General features: G+C 60.4%; 22 protein-coding genes, 1 pseudogene and 1 riboswitch. Of the genes and pseudogenes, 13 read left to right on the top strand and 10 right to left on the bottom strand.

The features are described 5' to 3' along the window. Window positions 1-190: hypothetical protein (locus tag EQZ23_RS20100; protein WP_206364325.1), on the top strand; the 190-nt coding region annotated here is incomplete at its 5' end. Window positions 191-514: 324 nt separating this feature from the next. Here the strand turns inward: EQZ23_RS20100 and EQZ23_RS19160 are convergent. From EQZ23_RS19160 to EQZ23_RS19170, 3 genes are read right to left on the bottom strand one after another with little or no spacing between them, the layout of a single operon-like run. Further along, window positions 515-1,867: a ThiF family adenylyltransferase gene (locus EQZ23_RS19160; RefSeq protein WP_128456072.1), complete on the bottom strand. Its 1,353-nt coding sequence runs from the start codon at window positions 1,865-1,867 to the stop codon at window positions 515-517. After that, window positions 1,864-2,244: an E2/UBC family protein gene (locus EQZ23_RS19165; RefSeq protein ID WP_128456073.1), complete on the bottom strand. Its 381-nt coding sequence runs from the start codon at window positions 2,242-2,244 to the stop codon at window positions 1,864-1,866. Before EQZ23_RS19165 ends, EQZ23_RS19160 begins: the two co-directional genes overlap by 4 nt. Before the next feature lie 3 nt (window positions 2,245-2,247). Then, a complete protein-coding gene (locus EQZ23_RS19170) occupies window positions 2,248-2,778 on the bottom strand; it encodes a multiubiquitin domain-containing protein (RefSeq protein ID WP_206364326.1) in 531 nt (176 codons plus the stop codon). A 98-nt stretch (window positions 2,779-2,876) separates the two neighbouring features. Between EQZ23_RS19170 and EQZ23_RS19175 the strand changes: the two genes are divergently transcribed. The 6 genes from EQZ23_RS19175 to EQZ23_RS19200 all read left to right on the top strand — a co-directional run bounded on the left by EQZ23_RS19175 (window position 2,877) and on the right by EQZ23_RS19200 (window position 6,811). Beyond that, complete coding sequence (locus EQZ23_RS19175) at window positions 2,877-3,143, top strand: ribbon-helix-helix protein, CopG family (protein WP_240663696.1); 267 nt, start codon at window positions 2,877-2,879, stop codon at window positions 3,141-3,143. Continuing rightward, window positions 3,140-3,775, top strand: a complete 636-nt coding sequence (locus EQZ23_RS19180; RefSeq protein ID WP_128456074.1) for a GNAT family N-acetyltransferase — start codon at window positions 3,140-3,142, stop codon at window positions 3,773-3,775. Before EQZ23_RS19175 ends, EQZ23_RS19180 begins: the two co-directional genes overlap by 4 nt. Beyond that, the gene (locus EQZ23_RS19185) at window positions 3,772-4,254 is read left to right on the top strand and encodes a helix-turn-helix transcriptional regulator (protein ID WP_128456075.1); all 483 of its coding nucleotides are present in this window, start codon (window positions 3,772-3,774) and stop codon (window positions 4,252-4,254) included. Before EQZ23_RS19180 ends, EQZ23_RS19185 begins: the two co-directional genes overlap by 4 nt. A 17-nt stretch (window positions 4,255-4,271) precedes the next feature. Continuing rightward, window positions 4,272-5,201 carry an ImmA/IrrE family metallo-endopeptidase gene (locus EQZ23_RS19190; RefSeq protein ID WP_128456076.1) on the top strand — a complete coding sequence of 310 codons (930 nt, stop codon included), beginning with the start codon at window positions 4,272-4,274 and terminating at the stop codon, window positions 5,199-5,201. 345 nt (window positions 5,202-5,546) lie between these two features. After that, window positions 5,547-5,852, top strand: coding sequence for a hypothetical protein (locus EQZ23_RS19195; protein ID WP_128456077.1), 306 nt, complete (start codon window positions 5,547-5,549; stop codon window positions 5,850-5,852). Beyond that, the gene (locus EQZ23_RS19200; protein WP_128456078.1) at window positions 5,849-6,811 is read left to right on the top strand and encodes a tyrosine-type recombinase/integrase; all 963 of its coding nucleotides are present in this window, start codon (window positions 5,849-5,851) and stop codon (window positions 6,809-6,811) included. The genes EQZ23_RS19195 and EQZ23_RS19200 overlap by 4 nt, the downstream gene beginning before the upstream one ends. A 531-nt stretch (window positions 6,812-7,342) precedes the next feature. Here the strand turns inward: EQZ23_RS19200 and EQZ23_RS19205 are convergent. After that, window positions 7,343-8,371, bottom strand: coding sequence for an IS110 family transposase (locus tag EQZ23_RS19205; RefSeq protein ID WP_029625484.1), 1,029 nt, complete (start codon window positions 8,369-8,371; stop codon window positions 7,343-7,345). A gap of 276 nt (window positions 8,372-8,647) precedes the next feature. On the opposite strand from EQZ23_RS19205, the gene EQZ23_RS19210 reads away from it, so the two are divergent. Together EQZ23_RS19210 and EQZ23_RS19215 are read left to right on the top strand one after the other, a co-directional pair. Further along, the gene (locus EQZ23_RS19210) at window positions 8,648-9,283 is read left to right on the top strand and encodes a ParA family protein (protein ID WP_128456079.1); all 636 of its coding nucleotides are present in this window, start codon (window positions 8,648-8,650) and stop codon (window positions 9,281-9,283) included. Next, window positions 9,283-9,564 carry a ribbon-helix-helix domain-containing protein gene (locus EQZ23_RS19215; RefSeq protein WP_128456080.1) on the top strand — a complete coding sequence of 94 codons (282 nt, stop codon included), beginning with the start codon at window positions 9,283-9,285 and terminating at the stop codon, window positions 9,562-9,564. Before EQZ23_RS19210 ends, EQZ23_RS19215 begins: the two co-directional genes overlap by 1 nt. A gap of 55 nt (window positions 9,565-9,619) precedes the next feature. Here EQZ23_RS19215 and EQZ23_RS19220 read toward each other — a convergent pair whose 3' ends face one another. From EQZ23_RS19220 to EQZ23_RS19240, 5 genes are all read right to left on the bottom strand, one after another. Then, on the bottom strand, window positions 9,620-10,498 hold the full coding sequence (locus tag EQZ23_RS19220) for a replication initiation protein (protein WP_128456081.1): 879 nt from the start codon (window positions 10,496-10,498) through the stop codon (window positions 9,620-9,622). Window positions 10,499-11,222: 724 nt separating this feature from the next. Next, entirely contained in the window at window positions 11,223-12,773 is a 1,551-nt protein-coding gene (locus EQZ23_RS19225; protein ID WP_128456082.1) for a type IV secretory system conjugative DNA transfer family protein, read from the bottom strand. After that, the gene (locus EQZ23_RS19230) at window positions 12,773-13,054 is read right to left on the bottom strand and encodes a hypothetical protein (RefSeq protein ID WP_128456083.1); all 282 of its coding nucleotides are present in this window, start codon (window positions 13,052-13,054) and stop codon (window positions 12,773-12,775) included. Before EQZ23_RS19230 ends, EQZ23_RS19225 begins: the two co-directional genes overlap by 1 nt. Further along, window positions 13,051-13,275, bottom strand: a complete 225-nt coding sequence (locus tag EQZ23_RS19235) for a conjugal transfer protein TraD (protein ID WP_128456084.1) — start codon at window positions 13,273-13,275, stop codon at window positions 13,051-13,053. Before EQZ23_RS19235 ends, EQZ23_RS19230 begins: the two co-directional genes overlap by 4 nt. Window positions 13,276-13,288: 13 nt before the next feature. After that, entirely contained in the window at window positions 13,289-13,618 is a 330-nt protein-coding gene (locus tag EQZ23_RS19240) for a conjugal transfer protein TraD (RefSeq protein WP_128456085.1), read from the bottom strand. A 174-nt stretch (window positions 13,619-13,792) separates the two neighbouring features. Between EQZ23_RS19240 and traA the strand changes: the two genes are divergently transcribed. After that, window positions 13,793-16,801 (top strand): Ti-type conjugative transfer relaxase TraA, encoded by a 3,009-nt coding sequence (gene traA / locus EQZ23_RS19245; RefSeq protein WP_128456093.1) that lies wholly within the window; start codon window positions 13,793-13,795, stop codon window positions 16,799-16,801. Between the two features lie 61 nt (window positions 16,802-16,862). Then, entirely contained in the window at window positions 16,863-17,591 is a 729-nt protein-coding gene (locus EQZ23_RS19250) for a DUF6118 family protein (RefSeq protein WP_192143182.1), read from the top strand. A gap of 194 nt (window positions 17,592-17,785) precedes the next feature. Here EQZ23_RS19250 and EQZ23_RS19255 read toward each other — a convergent pair. Beyond that, window positions 17,786-18,523: pseudogene (locus EQZ23_RS19255) on the bottom strand (chloride channel protein); the annotation flags it as partial. A 62-nt stretch (window positions 18,524-18,585) separates the two neighbouring features. Next, window positions 18,586-18,662: riboswitch (Fluoride riboswitch) on the bottom strand. 164 nt (window positions 18,663-18,826) lie between these two features. Here EQZ23_RS19255 and EQZ23_RS19260 point away from each other — a divergent pair. Both EQZ23_RS19260 and EQZ23_RS19265 read left to right on the top strand, forming a co-directional pair. After that, the gene (locus EQZ23_RS19260) at window positions 18,827-19,192 is read left to right on the top strand and encodes a DUF305 domain-containing protein (protein WP_229668351.1); all 366 of its coding nucleotides are present in this window, start codon (window positions 18,827-18,829) and stop codon (window positions 19,190-19,192) included. 1 nt (window position 19,193) lies between these two features. Beyond that, the gene (locus tag EQZ23_RS19265) at window positions 19,194-20,633 is read left to right on the top strand and encodes a YncE family protein (RefSeq protein ID WP_128456086.1); all 1,440 of its coding nucleotides are present in this window, start codon (window positions 19,194-19,196) and stop codon (window positions 20,631-20,633) included. Window position 20,634 lies beyond the last annotated feature (1 nt).

Genomic DNA, 20,634 nt, shown 5'->3' on the forward strand with positions numbered 1-20,634 from the left:
CACCTGCCGACCCATCATGTTCGTGATCCTCCGACGCCTTTCAGGAGTGAATCACGCCTCCAGCCCCTTCGCAAGCAGCCGTTTTTCAACAGTCTCGGTCGGTTGTGACACCAGCATAACGCGGCAAGCTGAAGTAAAAAGGTCTACCTTTTTGCCGGGCATGAGCCGCTATCACCGCACCATTCAATGACGCCACGGTGAACCCAGAAGTGGGCAAAGCACCCATCAGTCTGTCGAACTGAGGGATGCAAAGAAACGCGCCTCAGACGGTCTTTTTGCACGGCCCAACGGGGGCGGCGTGTCGGGTTGAGGGATAGCTGGAGCTTCTCGCCGCATCCACATGGGCATCGCATGATGGCCCATTTTGGAGTGTCGCCCCCTTGCACGACATAGACCACGCCTACCTTCAAATTTTGAGGTGCCGGCTGTTGCTCCACCGAACGAAGGACGAGGTCAGGCCAAACAATTGATTTCACCTCGCGTAAGAGCCAAGCGACGTACTTGCGGGAAGCTGTCATTGGCCAACCCGATCTAGAAAAGGCTGCATGTCCCCGCGGCCCCAATAATCTGTGTCGCTGCAAATTGGGCAATGTTCATCCCTTTCCGCCCCGGGCTTCCGATCGGCCAGCAGATCGAACCGACGAACCCCGTGCCAACGCCAGCCCGAACCTCTAAAATCAGTCAGACCTTGGATAAGTTCGTCCACTGCCATGCATGCGGTTGCGGTTGTAAAGGTCACCACAGCTGGAGCCGGCTCGCCGCCCCCTCGAACATATGCCTCTCGCTTGCGGCGCTCGAACTCCTCAGGACTGGCCCGTTTGAGAGCCTCATCGCGAGCGGTTTCAGCGTTGACCACTTTTCGGCAGATCAAACATTGTCCCGTCGGCGCCAGTACGGTCGTTCGCCCTCCAAGTTCGGCAATACGCCCGTCTTCCGCAGGACGGATCGCTAAGCCCATATCGATGACAGGAACGAGGTAGAAATAGGCGAACCGGTTAAGGAGCAAGCGTCCATCATGGTCGTCCGTGCATCCGAATACGACGTCGCATGCCTTCAAGGCATCGCGTGCAGCTGTATCGCCAATCCAACCTCGATACGGTGCCGTGCGCACTCCGAGGCCTAATTCGGTGATTTCCCTTGTAAGTACGTCAACCTTCGGACGCATCGCATCAGCATCAGCTCGGCGAGCACCATGCAATCGGTTGAGATTGGTGACGTCTACAATGTCGTCATCGAAAAGGGCTAGCTGCCCTACGCCGAGCCTGGCGAGCAGCATTGCAGTCGCGCTTCCTGTCGCACCACAGCCAACCACACCCACCCGCAGGCGGCGAAGATCGGCTCCGAGCTTGGGACCAAATGCTAAATCTTGTCGTGCTAGGAAGTCGGCAGATCCTTGGCCGTGGAGCCCATGCAGCGCCAGCTGGTTCCCAAGAATAGTAACGCAGTCAGCTACGATTGCGGAATGTGGATCTGGCCACAGGTGGGCATTCCAGCCTGATTTATCCACGCCTAAGCTAGCGAGTTGCGCCGATGTGCCAAGCTGCTGCCGTAGTCGCGCCAACAGCTCACGGTCCTCTTCCTCAGTTATGGCTCTGCCATCCGGAACCTGTTCGCGAACCACGCCGAAGACTAAATTCTCAGCCTTGCAACGTGCTACTGCTGCCATGAAGTCGGCCTCCTTGACCATGTCACCTTCAGCAATTTGGTATGACAATAAACGCGACCGACGCTGCCGATCCCAAGGATCGCTCGCAATTTCGTTGATGCCGAACAGCACAATACGAGAAGAGCTGCTCCCCACTTCCGAGAGAGTCTCACGGAGAGCAGACGCGTGGCGCTCCTGCAAAACAATTGAGAAACCGCTCACGCTGCACACTCCAGGGCGGCTTCCACCCGCTTGATCATGGTCCAAATGCCATCACGGCCAGGCCGCCAGTCAGTGCTATGACGCGACCACCGCTGCCATGTCTGAGCGCCGAAAGTGAACGGCACATCAGCGCATCGCGCATAGGATGACGTAGCAACCAGCCGAAGCCAGGGCATGGCGTAGAACATGTCGGGTGCTACGTCCGGGTAGCCAGGCGGTAACATAATCAGGATGTCGGCCACACTGACATCGAAGCGGCCAGGGGGAAGCGGGATAGCTCGAAGCACGATACCACGCTGGCCGCCCTCCTCGACCTCATCGTAAGCAAGCCCTCGTTCGGCGAGATACTTGCGACACTTCATCGGGAGGGCGGCCATCGCTTAGCCCTCCGTCGTCTGATTAGTGCCGGTAAAAAAGCGCTCCAGGCCTTTCGGGCTCAACGGCGCCAAAATTCCATCTGCAATTGGCTTGTCTTCACCGCCATGGACTTCGAGCCAGACACCGTAATTTGCCTGGTCCACCTTCGCGAGCTTCTTCAGCACGTCGCCACGGATCTCCGTAGAACCCCAGACAAATTCGTCGCCGTCGAGGGTGAAGCGATAGAGGGCATCCGAACGAAAAATCAGGAACCGTTCCACCTGATTGGTCAGCAGGTCCGTCGTTTCGTCGAGATTGAGCGCGTTCAAGCGACCATTGGGGGTCATGGTGATGACCAGATGCTCCTCGATCGGACGGAGACCGGCCAATTCGATAAGCTGCCGCGCCGTTGGTTGAGGATCGGTGATCACCGCCGGACGGTAATTCAGGTGTTGGTCGCCAATCTCAACCCGGTAGCTCATTCCTGGTCGGGGGCTGCGGCCTTCCCGGATGCAGGCGGTGATATCCTCAATTTGATCGTGAAGAGTCGACATTAACGGACCTTTCTGTGGAAGGACAAGAGCCAGTCTCTCGCTAAAAAGGCATATAGTAGCTAGAAAACAGCTATGCAATAGCCTCATAGCAGCTAAATATGATTGACATATTGGCTGCGATTGCTACATCCATGTGTGCAGCTGGAGGTAGTATGGTCGCGAAAAAGACAATGACGCTCAATCTCACTGACGCAGAGATGCGCGTGCTGGATGAGCTGTGCGAAAAAAAGGATCTGAGCAAAACCGCCGTCATGAGGCAGGCTCTCCGGCTATACCAGCTCATTGAAGGGCGAGTTGAGAAGGGCGACAAGTTGTTCTTTGAAGACGAGTCCACCAAAGAAAAAGCAGAGGTGATGATGTTATGACAATCACCGTAAGCCCGATTTATCTGCTCAATGCCGTAACCAGCGAGCCAGAGACAGCCGAGCTTTGGGACGGCATAACCGAAAAGCAGCTCAGTGACTGGGAAGGCGAGTGGCTACCCGAGTTGTTTAAGTCAGTCCAAAAGCTGCATCGTGCGGGAATCGAGAGAAAGCATTGGCCTCAAAGCCGCCACTGGAATTGGCGACGAAAAACCGAAGCTTTGCAAGGAATGCTTGCACAGCCGGGATACAGTATCGTGTGTAACGGAATGACCCAAGGAATGATGATTCTAGATACTGCGATGAAGCGGTGTCAGATCGAAAATCAAAAGGGAAAGGAGATTGTATATGTAGATTTCATAGAAAATGCGCCGTGGAATAGGCCGGAGCTACATGAGCCTGCGTTATATCGCGGCGTAGGAAGCATTATGATCCGGGCAGCCATCGCGTTGAGTGAGGAGCTAGAATTTAAAGGGCGCATTGGCCTCCACTCTCTACCGCAGGCAAACAGCTTCTATGCGAACACCTGTGGAATGTCCGATCTCGGGATGGACGCAGATTATCAAAATCTGCGTTATTTTGAGATGACGCCTGAGCAAGCGGAGGCCTTCATCGCAAAAGGAACCCAGGCATGAAGGTCGAGATCACGAAAGAATGGTGCCTTAAAATGGCTCAAATCGAGGCAAATGCTGAGATTGGGGCGGGTCTGCATTCTATCGATCCGATCTTCGACGGGGATGTGATGTCCGGTGATAATGCTAGTCATGATACGGGCATCGCCTTTGGTCGGTTTGTACGGCTTATGCGCCGTAACAATGGACTGACTCTAGAAAAGCTCGCCGAAGACGCGGACTTGGATATATCTGAACTTATAGAAATCGAGGATGACTCACATCATAGACCGGAGCTAAGAACTGTATATCAGCTGGCAAATTTCTTTAAAATTCCAAGGAATAACCTTCTTCAAGTCGCAGGATTAGTAACATCAAAGAATGACAATATAGCTTCCGAGGCAGTCAGGTTTGCAGCCAGATCGGAGTCTGTAGCTGCTTTAACACAGCAGGAGCGTTTGGCCCTGGAGGAATTTGTTAGCGTCTTAAACAAAGAAAATTAAAAGCGAGGGCGGTCTATATGAGTAAGAACAAGATCATTTCAGATAAGACCGCTCAGGACATTGACCGGCGGGTCGCGCGTGTAATCAACGGACTGGGCAATCCGGAGCCGCCTTTGCGACTGGAGGATGTTAGGCATCTGCTGAAACTCGATAAGGCGTTCTATACAGCAAAAAATCCCAGTGCTGTGCAGGAAAAGATAAGCCGCATCAGGGTGGCTACGATCCAGGTTTACGAGAGACCCGCCTTGCTTTGGGATGCAATCAAGAAGCTATCTTTAAAAGCCCTTTACCTACCGGATCGACGCCGCATCCTCTTGGATGGCGATTTGCCGGAAAAGAAGCACCGCTGGAATGAAGCTCATGAAATTGGGCATAGCCTACTTCCGTGGCATGAGGACGTTATGCATGGTGATAATAATCACACATTGACGCCTGATTGTCATGAAGAAGTGGAAACGGAGGCTAACTTTGCGGGGGGGCGTCTCCTATTTTTGCAAGATCGTTTTACAGAAGAGGCTCTATCCTCCTCCGCGACCATAGAAATTATAAAGACCTTGCATGGGAAATTTGGTAATACGCTATCCACGACACTTTATAGATTTATAGAAGTCGCCGGTAAGGAGCGGCCTCTAGTCGGTATGATAACGGGTCATCCGCATAAGTCTAAAAGAAAGGCGGATTTTGACGCTGCGAATCCCGCAAAGTACTTTATACAGTCGCCAATGTTTGCTGAGCGTTTCAGCAAAATGTCTGAGAAAGAACTATTTAACGCGGTTGCTAGGTACTGTGGCGCTCAGCGCGGAGGTATCTTAGGTGAAAGCGATTTAATTCTTACAGACGATAATGGGGACGACCACCGCTTCTACTTTGAAACGTTCTACAATACATTCGACGCACTAACCCTTGGCGTATATCGAGGGCCAGAGGCCCGTATTATCGCGGCGTAAGTGACCAAAATCTACCGACCCGAATGGTGTTGGTCTTTATTCCTCTATTTCTGGCGAAGGATAGGTCACCTCGTACAGAGTGCTAATCGGGACGTCATTGAATGACCAATGACGTCCCGGAGCAACAGCGTAATCGACACCGGATACGAGCTGCTGCGCTCGCGTCAAGGACACGATGTCGCCCCGTAAGCGTACCCTTTAGGCTCAACGACCTCCACTGTTTCACTGGTTGCGATATGAAGTAGCAACGAACCCGTGCGGCAATCTGTGTCGATAAAGCTGACCCCTTCCCTATTCATCTATATATGATAATGTCCTTTATCGTATGTATGAGGAAGTTACGCTATGATGGATGAAGCCGCCAAATTGATGGTCGATGCGGCCGTGGTGATGCGAACGCCCGGGCGACCGACCCAAGGCAAGATCGGGGATCTCGATAACCTGACGGACGAGGAACTGCGTGCGCTGATTGGCAACGTCGCCGCCTTCGCCAACACGGCCGGCGTGACTCTCAAAGGGGTTCAGGCAGGAGGTGACCTCTATATGCGGCTAGGCGGTACGAACACCATCTACACCAATGCCCGAAGCGAGGCGGGGGTCTTCGTGGTGCAGACAAACAGTATCGGTGAGTTGGTATTCCTTTTCGAATGACAACGCAGCTCGCCCGCCTCGTGCCTACCCTTACCCTCCCTGCCCTCGTCGCATCGGCCGAGACACATGCGCAGCGGCGCTTCCTTGAGTTCTTCGCCGCGGCGATCCGTAACGCCCATACCCGCAAGGCCTACATGCGTGCCGCCAGCGACTTCCTGGTTTGGTGTGATGCGCGTCAGGTGCGGGCACTGGCTGATATTGAGCCGCTACACGTCGCTGCATGGATCGAGGAACTGGGGAAGACGGTGAGCGCGCCGACCGTCAAACAGAAGCTCGCTGGCATTCGGCACCTGTTCGACTGGTTGGTGACGGGCCAGGTCGTGCCGGTGAATCCGGCCGCGTCGGTGCGCGGGCCGGCGCATAGCGTCCGCCGTGGCAAGACGCCGGTCCTCGCGCCCGACGAGGCGCGCCGGCTGCTCGACGCGATCGACGTGACGACGCCGGCTGGACTTCGCGATCGGGCGCTGATCGCGTTGATGGTCTATTCGTTCGCCCGGATCGGCGCGGCGTTGGGGATGCGGGTGGAAGACGTGTTCGTGCAGAACCGGCGCCTCTGGGTGCGGCTGCATGAGAAAGGCGGCAAGCGGCATGAGATGCCCTGTCACCACAATCTGGAAGAATATCTGTCCGCCTATCTCGAAGGCTGCGCACTTCGCGAAGATCGCAAGGGGCCGCTGTTTCGCACGATCGCACGCGGGACCAGGCGACTGAGCGACACCCCCCTGCCCCAGGCCAATGCCTTCCAGATGGTACGCCGTCGTGCCGTTGCTGCCGACATCGAAACGGCGATTGGCAACCACTCGTTTCGGGCGACCGGGATCACAGCTTATCTGAAAAATGGTGGTACGCTGGAAAGGGCCGCGACGATGGCGAACCATGCATCCACGCGGACCACTCAGCTCTACGATCGTCGTCCCGACGACGTGACGCTCGACGAGGTTGAGCGGGTGCTGATCTAACGTTCCTCGCACCCGAAGCACACACTGTGCAAGGCCACGCTAGGGGTGATGATCACCGCAAAGGGGGGCGATCATCACCGGTGTATTAGTAGGCTGAGGGGGTCCGATCATCACCAGTGTATCGCCCGACTAACGGGGTAGGTCTCACTAGGCGAGGTTTGCACTTTCTAAGGCCCGGCTAGGGGCAATCATCACCCCAAGCAGGTCCGATTATCACCGATGGGGTGATCGTCACCGCTGAAGGGGGGGTAGCGTATATTGGGCCCGTCGTCTAATCGCGGTGGGGTCAAGGAGATTTCATCGGGCGCATTTCCTACCTGTTAAAAACATCATCTGATGACTGCTTCTGCCGGTACATGGTCGTCTACGCGGTCGCCATTTGGCGCCGCAGGATGGGTTTTCGTAAAAGCGGATCTTCCAATGTTCTATGCGCATTCAGGCAGTGTCGCCTCTCGCAACGGACATAGCGGAATGATCCGGCCTACGCCCCGGCAGGGGCATCCTCAGGCTGGCATTTCGGTCAAGCTGTTGTCAGCTGACGGCAGCGCCAGCGGTCCGGTCGAAAAGCTCTCCTGTATGCAGCATACGGTGCATGATGACGGCAAGTTTGCGAGCGACCGCCACGGCTGCTCTCTTGAAGCCGAGACGTTCCCTCAATCCGACACCCCACTGTTTCAAAGTGCTTTCGCCCGTCGAACGCGTCAGGATCACGACAGCGGCCTCGTAAAGCAGGCCGCGGAGGCGCGGATCTCCCCGACGGGATATGTGGCCGCCGTAATCGACTTCGCCGGACTGGTAGCGCCTAGTCGTCAAACCAAGCCAAGCGCCTACCGCACGAGATGATTTGAAATTGCCAGGTTCTTCCACGGCTGCGACGAACGAAGACGCCGTGACCGGACCGATGCCAGGAATGGACATGAGTAGAGCGCATCGTTGATCCAACCGCGAGGCGGCACGAAGTTGCCCATCAAGTTTAGCAGCCTGCATACGCAACCCTCGCCAGGCATCGAGCATCGGCAAGACGATCCGTTCAAGCTGGGTATTATCCGCCAGTAATCGACGGACATGGCCCTCAAAAGCACCACCAGCACTTTTCGGCACGACTAGGCCAAAGGTCTTCATCAGTCCGCGAATCTGGTTCGACATCTGGACGATCACTTTGAGAATCTGATCTCGCGCCGCGACCAGCGTACGCATCAGCATGCTCTCGAACCCCTTTACCCGAACTTCCCGGTAGAAGCCGACTTCTGCAATATGCGCCAGACCATCCGCGTCGTTCGCGTCTGTCTTGTTCGCGGCCATATCCAGCGCAGCTTTCGCGTGCCGCGCATCAATGCAGATGGCAGGAACACCATCGGCCTTGAGCGCATGGTAGAACCACGTCGACAATTGACCGGTTTCGAATACGACCCGCTCGGCGTCCGGCGCGCGTGCGCGGATCAAATCAGCTAAAACCTTCGGATCTGACGCACATTTTCCACGCCAGATGCGTTTGCCGCCCCGTCGCACCGATACCGCTGTCTCTTTCAACGAAACGTCCAAACCGACATACGCGCTCATGGTCGTCCTCCGTCATAGGCAGGATCAGGGCTACTTCCCCAACCAGCGCTTCATCTTAGCGCCGAACTTTGATGGCACCGATATCGCCCGTCCAAGTCGTAAAAGGGTTCAGTACGATCCGCGATTACCCCATGTTCTATGTACCGGCCCCGATCTGGGCGGATGCACTACAAACCGCTCGATATTGGCGGCGACGATTCAGAGCCATGATGTCCCCTTTCCACTCACAGCGTATAGTAGTATACGGGTATAAATTTATACTAGTAGGAGTATGGTATGAAGGTTCTCGCAATCCTGTCGCAGAAAGGCGGCGTCGGAAAAACGACGCTTGCGACGTGCCTTGCCGTGGCAGCCGAGCAGGCAGGCAAGGACACTGCGATCATCGACCTCGACCCGCAGGCGACAGCCTCGTTCTGGAAAGACGTGCGCCAGCTCGACACTCCCGCGGTTGCCTCGATCCAGCCGGTGCGGCTCGCGGCGATGCTTAAGGCCTGTGCCGACGCCGGCACAGACCTTGTGGTGATCGACGGCGCGGCCGTCGCGCGTGATGTTGCCTATGAGGCCGCACGACACGCCGACTTCATCCTCGTGCCGACGAAGACGGCGGTGTTCGACACGATGAGTATGACGCATACGCTGGACGTGGTGCGGCAGCTTGATCGCGCTTTCGCCGTCGTGCTGACATTCGTTCCGCCGCAAGGACAGGAAACGGGCGATGCGATGAAAGCGGTCGAGGAGCTAGGCGCTGCCGTCTGTCCGGTGACAATCGGCAACCGCAAAGCGTTCTTTCGTGCGCAAGCCGCAGGCCAAGCCGTGCAGGAGTTCGAACCTAACGGTCCGGCCGCAGCAGAAATTAATCGGTTATACGAGTATACGGCTATACGCCTATACGACAAAGCAGAGGTGGCGTGATGGCGAAGGGCAACACGCTCCAGGCAATGCTCGACCGGGCCAAGACTGGCGGCGACACGCCAGCCACCCCCACTTCGATCGTTGCGCCAACCTCGCCTAAACCGGCACAAGCCGGGCGGCAGGGGACCAAACTGATCGGTGGACATTTTGCTCCCGAGGTCAGCACTCAGCTCCGTATCCTTGCGGCCGAGGAAGGAACGACGGTGCAGAGCCTGCTAGGTGAGGCGCTGAACGACCTGTTCGTGAAGAAGGGCAAGGGACGCGTCGCGCGAGGCGTATAGGAGTATACAAACATACTGCTATACTACACCCAAAGGTGAGTTTTGGGGTAGCGGCTCACCTTTGGGCGGCGGGCGTGTTGAAATCCACCAGCACCGGCATCTCGGGAAACCCGCCGCGCAGCTTGGCGCGTCGCACGATGCTGTGCTGATCGATCAGGTTCTGTGCGTCGCGCTTGCCGCTGGACGTTTTCGGGAACCAGTGAAGCGCCACCCGTTCGACCTTGCGCCCATTCTTGATCGGCGTGAAATCGACATAGAAGGGGCAGAGCTTGTTGATTTCCTCGACGGCGACCTTGAGGCAGTATTTGTTCAGATCGGCGAAGCGTTCAAGTTTGCCTTCGGGCACATTGAGCAGGCCGCGCAGCTCCTCGATCGTAAACTCCTCTTTCTGCTTGTATTCGAGGCCGATGCGTCGCTCGATCATTTCATAGAGACAGAGAGCGTATTTTGACTCGAAGCAATACATCACTTGCGTTTTGAGACGGGCATAGACCTGACTGTTTCGCAGTATCTCGATCAGCTCTTCCGGAATGCGGTAGTGAAGGAAGCCGTCCTTTTCGAGGCTTTCATCGCTCGGGCCAAGCAGCTGAACACGGCGCTTGTAGCTCTTGCCATCCTTGCGGATTGTGACGATCGCGATGGTGCCCATGAGGCGCAGCAGCGAACTCTCTACTCGCTCGTTGCCTTGGTGCGTCCCTTTCAGTCCGGATTTCGCAATGCGGTGGATGATCGACTCACCTATGCGCTCCCAGGCATTGGCGATCAGCAGATTGTAGATGCGGCGATCGGCGAGGGTGAGGGGGCTCAACTCTACAATATCGACCAGCTCGCCGGGCTTGACGATTTCCCCGTAATTGGCGGGATCAAAAGGATTTCCGCGCCCCTTCTGGGCCAGCGTGCGGAACGTCATATCGACCACAGCAGGTTGCGACATAAGGCTTGACCAACGGTGAGCTAGAGGGGCTTACGAACTCACCTTAACTGCCAAAAGTGAGCCAGGCAAATGTTTCAGCTCCCCGGTTAGAGCGAAGAGGCGGGTACCCCAAAACTCACCGATCCTTCTAACCCGACCCATGGCCTACCCCAACGCTCACCGGACCCGGCCCGAACGCTCACCTTTACCGGCCCCAAAGCTCACCGCACGCTACCCCGAAACTCACGCGAATCGACCCCAACGCTCACTGTTGGAGGCATTTTTCCCCAGAAATACGGGCCTTTCAGCCCCCTGAATCTTGAATAAGAAGAATTAGAGAATCTGAACGGGGAAAGGTGAGCTTTGGGGTAGGGCAGCCTGTGGATAACTAGCGCTGGGTTACGCAAACGGAATCGGCCTAGCGGCCGATACACTATTCGTTGCGTGCCGGCTGCGCCGTCACCAGAGCGGCGCAAGCGCCGCATGCTAGGCGGAAGGAAGAAAGCGAGCTGTCGAACAGATATCGCGCCAGAGCCGCCCAAGAGCGCCATAAGGGCAGGAAAGAGGGCTTTGACACAACCGGCACACTTGCGGCACCGGACCTCGCTGTTGATGCGTAAATCAGCTCCATCGCGATCGGTTTCTAGATCGTCAATCCGATCACTGGCTTCGTCGCGGCTGCTACCGTGTGAACCCACCCTCGGAAGGTGAGGCGCTACCCCAAAGCTCACCTTTCGCGCATCGTTCACGCAGGATCGAACAGGCCGGCGAACTCGCGCTGATCGTAATAGCGGATTTTCTCAACCGCGAGCGGGTGTTCGCCCTGGCGAAGCAGCAGGAGCTGGTCGGGCCGCATCCGCATGATTTCGTCGGGCGTGGCGAGCCGACGCGCGGAGACATGACCGCTGACGCTTTCCGAGGGGCCCGCGCGATTTTCACCCCAGCCGGTGCCGCGCGACGTGCTGACGGTGTCATATTCGATCGTGGTGTCGCCGATTGTGCGCGAGAGCATGTCGGCGGTGGCATGATCGTTCACCCCAAACGTTTGGATTACGCCGGCGTTGGACATGAAGGTGCCGGCGCGCTCGCCATAGGTCGCCTTGAGCTGGTGCATGTCCTGGAGGATCGGCCAGAGCTGCAATCCATAGCCCGCCATCAATCCCATTGCGCGTTCAACCGGTTCGAGGCGGCCGAGTGCGGCGAACTCGTCCAGCAGGAACAGCACCGGCCGGGCAGGGCGGGCGGTGGAGCGCGCCATGTCGGTGACGGCCTGGCTCACCAGCAGCCGCAGCCAGCGGGCATAGGTATCGAGCCGATCGGGCGGCAAGCACAGGAACACGGTGGCGGTCGTGTCCTTCAATCCCGCGAAGGTGAAATCGGACGCGGCCGTGCTGGCGACGATGCGCGGGCTGTCGAGAAAGTGGGTGTGCCGCTGGGCCGAGGATAGCACGCCGGCGGCTTCGCGATCGGACTTGCCAAGCTGGCGGTTGGCGGCGCGGGCGATCAGGCCACCGGCGCCGGCGCTGTCCTGCATATCGGCCAGCAGCGCGGCGAAACCGGCAGGGGCCAGCGTCAGCTTGTCACGCACCGTCGCCAGCACGCGGCGATCGGCGGGTTCGTGGACGACGGTGTGCAGGATCAGCCCGGCGATCAGCGCCTTGGCTTCCTCGTTCCAGTGCGCTTCGCCCGATTGTCCCGGCGCGTCATGCACCAGCGCGTCGGCGAGGGTGTTGGCATCTTCCGCGAGATCGAGGCTGGCGGGATCGAGCCGGTCGAGCGGATTGTAGCGGGCAGGGTGCTGACCCGACACGCCGAACGGATCGAGGCACCAGACCTTGCCCTTGGCGGCACGGGCGCGGGCGGTGACGCGGGCGTTCTCGCCCTTGGGGTCAATGCAGATTACCGAGCGATCGAGCAGCAGCAGGTTCGGAATGATCGTGCCAACGCCCTTGCCCGAGCGGGTGGGTGCCATCGTCAGCAGGTGCGCCGCACCGTCGTAATGCAGCAGCTTTCCCGACTTCGCCGAGCGGCCGATCAGAAGATCCCCGTTCGCTTCCAGCTTCCGCACGTCGGCACGGTCGCCGAAGCGCGCGGAGCCGAGCAGATCATTGCGTTGGTTGGCGGCACGCCGATTGAACCGCCAGGCCAGGAACAGAATCGCGCCGGCCAGCAGGAACGGAATGTCAGTCGCGATCTCGCCATAGCCGAAGATGCCCTTGAGCCAGGCGTTGCTCGCCATCAGCACCACGAAGGCGACGAGGATCGCGAAAAGCGGGCTGATCCGTCGCCGGGGCATCAGAGCGCCGCCATCGGCGTGATCGGCAGGGATCGATCGGCGTCGGGGTGATCGAGCAGCCGGAGCAGGATTTGCGAGACGAGGGGAGGGGGTACACCCTCATCCAGCATCATTGCGAAAAACGCATCGTCGTTGGGCGTCGGGATCATGTCCTCAATGACCAGGTTGGCGCGTGAGTCCGCCATGTCCTCGTGCCACATCGCGATTTCCGTTGGCGTGCCGCGCACGAAATCCATTGCGCGGACTTGGGCGCGGATCGTCTCAATATCGAAATCGCTCATTGCGCTTCGCTCCCTTCCGCTTCCGCATCGAACGCACGTTTTCCGCGTCTTTTCCACAGCGCCAGCATGTCGCCAGAATCGTCGCCGCGACCACGCCCCGCGAGATCGAGCAGCGCGCCGTAGAGGGTGGCGCGATCGTCGTCGGTCAGCTCGACCAGCCCGGCTTTCTGGACTAGGCCGCCCAGCTCAATCAGGTGGCGTGTTCGTTCGCGGCGTTGCACGACCCAGCCCCTGCTATCCGTTCGCCGTTCCGCCGCTTCCGCCCGTAGCGTCGCCGCCCGGTTCTGTCGCAGCCCCCGATCCGTCGATTGCAGCAGCCCCGCCACCTTTGCGCCCGCGCCGTTGAAAGAAGGCAGCGCCTTTCGCACGCCATGCCTCCTTTGCGCTGGCATCCTTCGATCCGATCGCATCGAGCAGCACGCCGGCAAGGGTTTCAGCATCGAGCGCATCGGCTCCGGTTGCGGCAACGAGCTGGCCGAGCTGCTCGACCCGCTTTGCTTTGAGCGCGCGGGCCTTGTCACCCAGCGCTTTCAGTTCCGCATCGTAATCGCGAACCTTCCGCATTGCCTTTACCCTTTCGCGTATTGGTCAGCAGCATCTTAGCGCACCCGCCATATGGGTAAAGCCAGAACGAGCAGAAAGCGGCACCAAGTCAGTCAGGAGATGCGCAGCAGATCGTGAGTGCGCGCTTATACGTCGTTGCCGACGTGCGCTAAGTAAGGCAGGATGCGTAGCGTCATGGCGATCTACCATTTCTCTGCCAAGGTTGTGAGCCGCGCGAACGGATCGAGCGCCGTTGCGAGCGCCGCCTATCGTTCCGCATCCGAGCTGCACGACGATCGGTTGAACCGCGACCACGATTTTTCGAACAAGGCAGGCGTGATCCACTCCGAGGTGATGTTGCCGCAGGGTGCGCCGGAGCGTTTAAACGACCGCACGACGCTGTGGAACGAGGTGGAGGCAGGCGAGAAGCGCAAGGACGCGCAGCTTGCCCGGGAGGTGGAGTTCTCGATTCCACGAGAGATTAGCGAGAAGCAGGGCGTCCAGCTCGCGCGCGATTTCGTGAAGAAGCAGTTTGTCGATCGCGGGATGGTGGCGGACCTGAACGTGCATTGGGACAAGGCGAAGGACGGCAGTCCCAAGCCGCACGCGCACGTCATGCTGGCGATGCGCGACGTGGGGTCGGAGGGGTTCGGAAAGAAGAACCGCGACTGGAACAGCACCGAGCTGTTGAAGGATTGGCGCGAGGCGTGGAGCGCGCACGTCAACGAGCGCATGGCGGAGCTTGGGCTTGAGGGTCGGATCGACCATCGCTCCTATGAGGCGCAGGGGATCGCGCTGGAGCCGCAGCACAAGATCGGCCCGGCCGCATCGCGTCGTCCGGAGCAGGGGCTTGAGGCGGAGCGGATCGAGGATCACACGCGCATCGCTCGTGAGAACGGCGAGAAGATCATCGCCGATCCCAATGTCGCGCTGGACGCCCTCACGCGGCAGCAGGCCACGTTCACCGTCCGTGACCTTGCGACGTTCGCGTTCCGGCACAGCGACGGCAAGGAGCAGTTCGACCAGGTGATGGGGGCGGTGCGCGCCAGCCCTGAGCTGGTCGCATTGGGGAAGGATGGACGCGACCAGGAGCGGTTCACGTCGCGCGACATGATTGCGGTGGAGAACCGGCTTGAGCGTGCCGGCGACGATCTGGCGGGCCGGGGCGAGCATGGCGTCGCCGATCGGCATCGTGACGTCGCGATCGGCGCGGCCGAGGGGCGTGGCCTTGTCCTGTCGGGCGAGCAGCGCGACGCCTTCGATCATGTGACCGGCGACGCGGGGCTGGCGTCCGTCGTCGGCTATGCCGGCAGCGGCAAGTCGGCGATGCTTGGCGTGGCGCGCGAGGCATGGGAGGGGCAGGGTTACACGGTTCGCGGCGCGGCGTTGTCGGGCATTGCGGCCGAGAACCTTGAGGGCGGATCGGGCATCCAGTCCCGCACCATCGCTAGCCTGGAACACGCATGGGGGCAGGGCCGCGAGCAGCTAGGCCCCAAGGACGTGCTGGTAGTGGACGAGGCTGGCATGATCGGCTCGCGCCAGATGGAGCGGGTGCTGTCCCAGGCACGCGATGCTGGGGCCAAGGTCGTGATGGTCGGCGATCCTGAGCAGTTGCAGGCGATCGAGGCGGGCGCGGCGTTCCGCAGCGTCACCGAGCGGCACGGCGCGGCCGAGATCACCGAGATACGCCGGCAGCGCGAGGACTGGCAGCGCGACGCCACACGTGCGCTGGCGACCGGGCGCACCGGCGAGGCGATCCACGCCTATGACGGCAAGGGCACGGTCCACGCGGCCGACACGCGCGAGGCGGCGCGGGGCGCGCTGGTCGATGGTTGGGATCGCGCGCGCCAGACCGAGCCGGGCAAGAGCCGCATCATCCTCACCCACACCAACGCCGAGGTGCAGAGCCTCAATGGCGAGGCGCGCGACCGGTTGCGCGCGAGCGGCGACCTTGGCGATGACGTGACGGTGAAGGCCGAGCGCGGCGAGCGGCAGTTCGCGACCGGCGACCGCATCATGTTCCTTCGCAACGAGCGCGGCATGGGGGTCAAGAACGGCACGCTGGCGACGATCGAGCGGGTATCGCCCGAGGGCATGGCGGTGCGCCTCGATGACGGGCGCGGGGTCGCGTTCGACACCAAGGATTATGCCCATGTCGATCACGGCTATGCGGCGACGTTCCACAAATCCCAAGGCGTGACGGTCGATCGCGCCCATGTCCTCGCCACTCCGGGCATGGACCGCCACAGCGCCTATGTCGGCATGTCGCGGCACCGCGACGACGTGCAGCTTCACTATGGCCGCGACGACTTCACCGACCAGCGCCAGCTTGTTCGCGCTCTGTCGCGCGAACGCGGCAAGGACATGGCGGGCGATTACGCTAAGCCCGAGCAGGATCAGGCGCGGGCGTTCGCCGATCGGCGCGAGATCCGGTTCCCGGAACTCGCACGCCAGATGGTCGAGAAGGTGCGCGACAAGGCCAAGGGCATGTTTGCCGGTTTCCGGCCAAAGCCGGCTGTCGCGAAAGAGGGGGCGATTAACACTGCCCGCGATCACGGGCAGGGGGGTCCGATTAACACTGCCCGCGATCACGGGCAGGGGGGTCCGATTAACACCGCCCGTGATCGCAGCCAGGGGGGTCCGATTAACACCACCTTGGACGTCTCTCAGGCCAAGGCGATCGAACGCTATGCACGTGCCGCGGGCGATATCGGCCGGATGCGCAACAAGGGTCTGCCCGTGCTGCCGCATCAGGAGAGCGCTTTGCAGAAGGCTGGCGAGAGGCTGGACGCGACCCGTCCCCATGCCGCGCGCGACCTTGCATCGGCGCTTGCGCGTGATCCGAAGCTTATCGAGCAGGTGTCGGGCGGCAATACAGTTGGCGCGGCACGCGCGATGGCCGACGAGAAGCGTGTGCGGCTAGACCCGGACGCGCGTGCCGAGCGGTTCGTGGAAGGCTGGCAGAAAATGCAGCAGGCGCGGGCAGGCATGGAGCGGGCCGGCGACAGTGCCGGTGCCGAGCGGTTGCGCGAGCGGATGGAGAAGGCGGCGGGCGGGCTGCACCGTGACCCGCAGCTCGAATCCGCACTGCGTCGCCATGCACCCGACCTGGCGCTGAAGCAGGAAAGCGAGCGGTCGATCGGCGATGCGCTGTCGTCGTCGCTCGATCGTGGGCGCGACCGGGATCGGGGGATGAGCCGGTGACGGTTCGTGCTTTCGGGTACGATCCGGTTTGTGGTTTCATGCAGTAAAGGGGAAGAAGTGCATGAGTGACGATCACGAACCGGACGCCGCAGCGGAGGCGTTTGAAGGTGTCCGCGGTGAGCTTGCGCTGTTGCGCCGCGCCGTCGAGCGGCTGTCCGCGGAGCGCGCCGAGGTGCCGGAGATACCCGATTACAGCGAGACGCTGGGGAAAATGGCGAAGGCGCTCAACGCGACCATGCAAAATGTCGGCGTGCTGGCGAAAACGGCCGAGGACAATGTCGCGCCGCGCTATGTCGCCGACCGGATCGTCGCGGCTGGCGGCCATGCCCGCGACGAGGATCGGCGCATGATCGCGACCGCCGGTGAGAAGATGGACAAGGCGACGACCGCTTTGCACGGTATCGGCGGTTCTGCCCGCCGTGCGGACGAGCAGCGCCGTACCTTGTGGCAGGTCGGTGCGGGAGCGTGCCTGGGCGGGGCGCTGCTATGGACGATCGTGCCGGGGATCATCGCGCGCGAGCTCCCGGGGAAGTGGCAGGTGCCCGAGTGGATGGCAGCGCGCACGCTTGACCTACCGAAATGGGAAGCCGGGCAGCGCCTCATGCGAGCTGCTGGGCCGGATGCTTTCGCCAACATCGCGGCAGCCGATCGGATCATCACCGCAAATCGCAAGGCTGTGCAAGCCTGCTACAAGATAGCTGTGAGGACTAAGAAGACGGTGCGCTGTACCATCGAGATCAGTCGGGATGACGTGGCGGCAAGAAGTGCGATCGTCAGCTCCACGGATTGAAGTGCCCAAGCGGTGCAAGCCGATCATTCCACCGGACAGCAGCGATGCGCTATGCGGAAGGGGCAAGTGCTTCGATGATCCGGCAGTCGGCGACGGTGTTGCGGCTACAGGAATCTATTAGCGCGTCGAGTTCACCAGCAAGCGCGGTGAGGTCTGCAATTTTGCGTCTAATCGCGTCGCGGTGTTGGTTGGCATCCGCCCAGCGCATGATTGGCCTCTGCAAAAGCTAGTCCGACTAACCCGAATACGACGCCCGCGACGCCAACCTTGATGACGATTAGAGCGTCGACCGGCACTGTCGCATCGACATGGTAGATGCCGTGGTGAATGCCCCAGGCAAGACAGGTCCAGTCGCCGACCAGTGCCGCGACCAGGCACGGCACCAGCGCGCGATACTCGACCCGGCCAATCGCCAGCACCTCCAGCGCGAAGACCGCTCCCGCGATCGGCGTCCCGAACACTGCGCCGAACCCTGCCGCGATCCCGGTCATCAGCAGGATGCGCGTTGCTTGCGTATCCAGCTTGAGGGCGCGCCCGAACCCGCCGGAAAGACTGCCGCCCAATTGCACGGCGGTGCCTTCGCGCCCCGCCGATCCACCAAACAGATGTGTCACGACCGTGCCGAAGAAAATGAGCGGGGCCATGCGCAGCGGCACGCCGCCCCCCGGTTCGTGGATCTGCTCGACGATAAGATTGTTGCCACCTTCGACCGAGCGCCCTGTCAGATGGTAGAGCAGTCCGACCACGAACCCGCCGATCGGCAGCAGGTAGAGCAGCCAGGGAAAGGCGAAGCGAATCCGGGTTACGGCATCGAGGCTCCACAGGAAGGCTGCGCAGAGCGTTCCCACCGTTGCGGCCATCGGGACCAGGATCAAAGCCCACCGCAGCACCGACATGGCATGGGTGCGGCGATCGCGAATGAACGCTGCCATGTTGAACTGGTCGTAGAGATTGCGAAATGTCGCGCGCACGATTCCTCCTTGCTGCCTTACGGCGCCTGGTAGGAATCATCGGCCCTTGCGAGGGCGGTTCGGCCGAATGGCCCGGCGGAAATCCATCGCCGTGCCCGAGCATATGCTGTCCGACGGCGACCTGGTCAACCAACGGCAGGGTCACGATGAGACGATTGTTTTGCTGAGGATCAATAATTGGCTCACCCATGGAATAAACCCCGACGGGCGTCGTCTACCCTTTCGAGACTGATCCGCAGGAGGCTTATGCGTAGACGAAATTGGATGCTGGGTCTGACTGCTTCGGCCATGCTCACCGGCGCAGTCGCGGCCGCCCCCGCCGATGGCTACGCCAGCATGGTATCTGCCGCGATGGACCGGATGATGGCGGGCATGATGGTCAAGCCGTCCGGCGACGTCGACCGCGATTTCGTCGCGATGATGCTTCCGCATCACCAGGGCGCCATTGATATGGCGGTGGCAGAGCTGCGCTACGGCCATAACGAGCAGCTCAAGCGCATCGCGCAGGAGATCATCATCGATCAGCAGCAGGAGATCGCCGCCATGAAGTTGGCGATCGGTCAGCCGCTACCCCCTTCGACGCCAGCCCCGACGCAGGGCGGCGACCACCACAGCCATATGGAGCACTGACATGATCCGGACCTTCCTGCGCTCGGCCGCCTTGCTGATGAGCGCCGCACCGGGCATTGCCATGGCTCAGCAGGCGCCGTGGAACGCCAAGGACGTGCCTGTCAGCCACCGCGACCGCGTCTATGCATCCGAACAATTCTCCAACACGGTGTCGGTAACGGACCCGGCCGACAACAGGTTGCTCGGCGTCATCAAGCTCGGCGATCCGCAGCCGATGAATTTTTCCCCGCTCTACAAGGGGCAGGTGCTGGTTCACGGCCTCGGCTTCTCGCCGGACGGGAAAACACTGGCGGTCGTGTCGATCGGATCCAACGCCGTGTCGTGGATCGACACCGCCACCAACACCGTCAAGCACACGACCTATGTCGGGCGCAGTCCGCATGAGGCGTTCTTCACGCCGGACGGCAAGGAGGTGTGGGTCACGGTACGCGGCGAGGATTACATCGCCGTGCTCGACCCCACGACGTACAAGGAGACCGGTCGCATCAAGACGCCCGGTGGTCCGGGCATGACGATCTTCTCTCCCGATGGCCGATACGGCTATGTCTGTTCCTCATTCAATCCGGTGCTGGCCGTGTTCGATGTCTCGACCCACGCGCAGGTCGGACAGGTGGCGCAGCCGAGTCCGTTCTGTCCCAACATCGCCGCGACGCCGGACGGCAAGCAGGTTTGGTTCACGCTGAAGGACATCGGCAAGACGGTCGCATTCGATGCCAAGCCGCCTTTCGCGATCCTCAAGGTGCTGGATACCGGACCGATCACCAATCACGTCAACTTCGCCCGCACGGTCAAGGGACAGTTCGCCTATGTCACGGTGGGCGGGGAAAACGCGGTGAAGGTGTTCCGCACGTCCGACTTCGCGCTTGTCGCCACCATCCCGGTCGGCAAGATGCCGCACGGCGTCTGGCCATCGGGCGACGGCCGGCGCATCTATGTCGGGCTGGAGAATGCCGATGAACTTGCCGCGATCGACACCGCCGGCAACAAGGTCGTTGCCACCGTGCCGGTCGGACAGGCACCGCAGGCGATCGCCTATGTGCCGAACGCTGTTCCGACAGGCCCCGGCACCGACAATCTCCAACCGCTCGGTACGGCAGGCAAGGCGGTGCATCTGAACATGGGGCCGGTTGGCGGCAATGGTGCGGCAAGCAGCATTACCCTCTTCGACCAGGGCATCATTCAGGTCGTGCAGAGTGCCGTTACCGGTTTGCAGCCCAAGAAGCCTTACATGCTCGTGCTCACCGCCAACGCGGACGGCAGCGGTGCGGTAGAGCCGCTTGCGAACTTCATGAGCAATCCGGCAGGTGCGGCGATCGTCAACGCATCGGGTCCGATCCGGCAGATCGTTCAGGGCAGTGCAGCGGCCCCCCGGCGCTTTCTGGCGGTCGCCGAGGTAGTGAATGGCGCACCGGGCCGCATCGTGCAGGTGCAGCGCGACTGAG

Source organism: Sphingomonas sp. UV9 (assembly GCF_004101245.1).
GTDB lineage: Bacteria > Pseudomonadota > Alphaproteobacteria > Sphingomonadales > Sphingomonadaceae > Sphingomonas.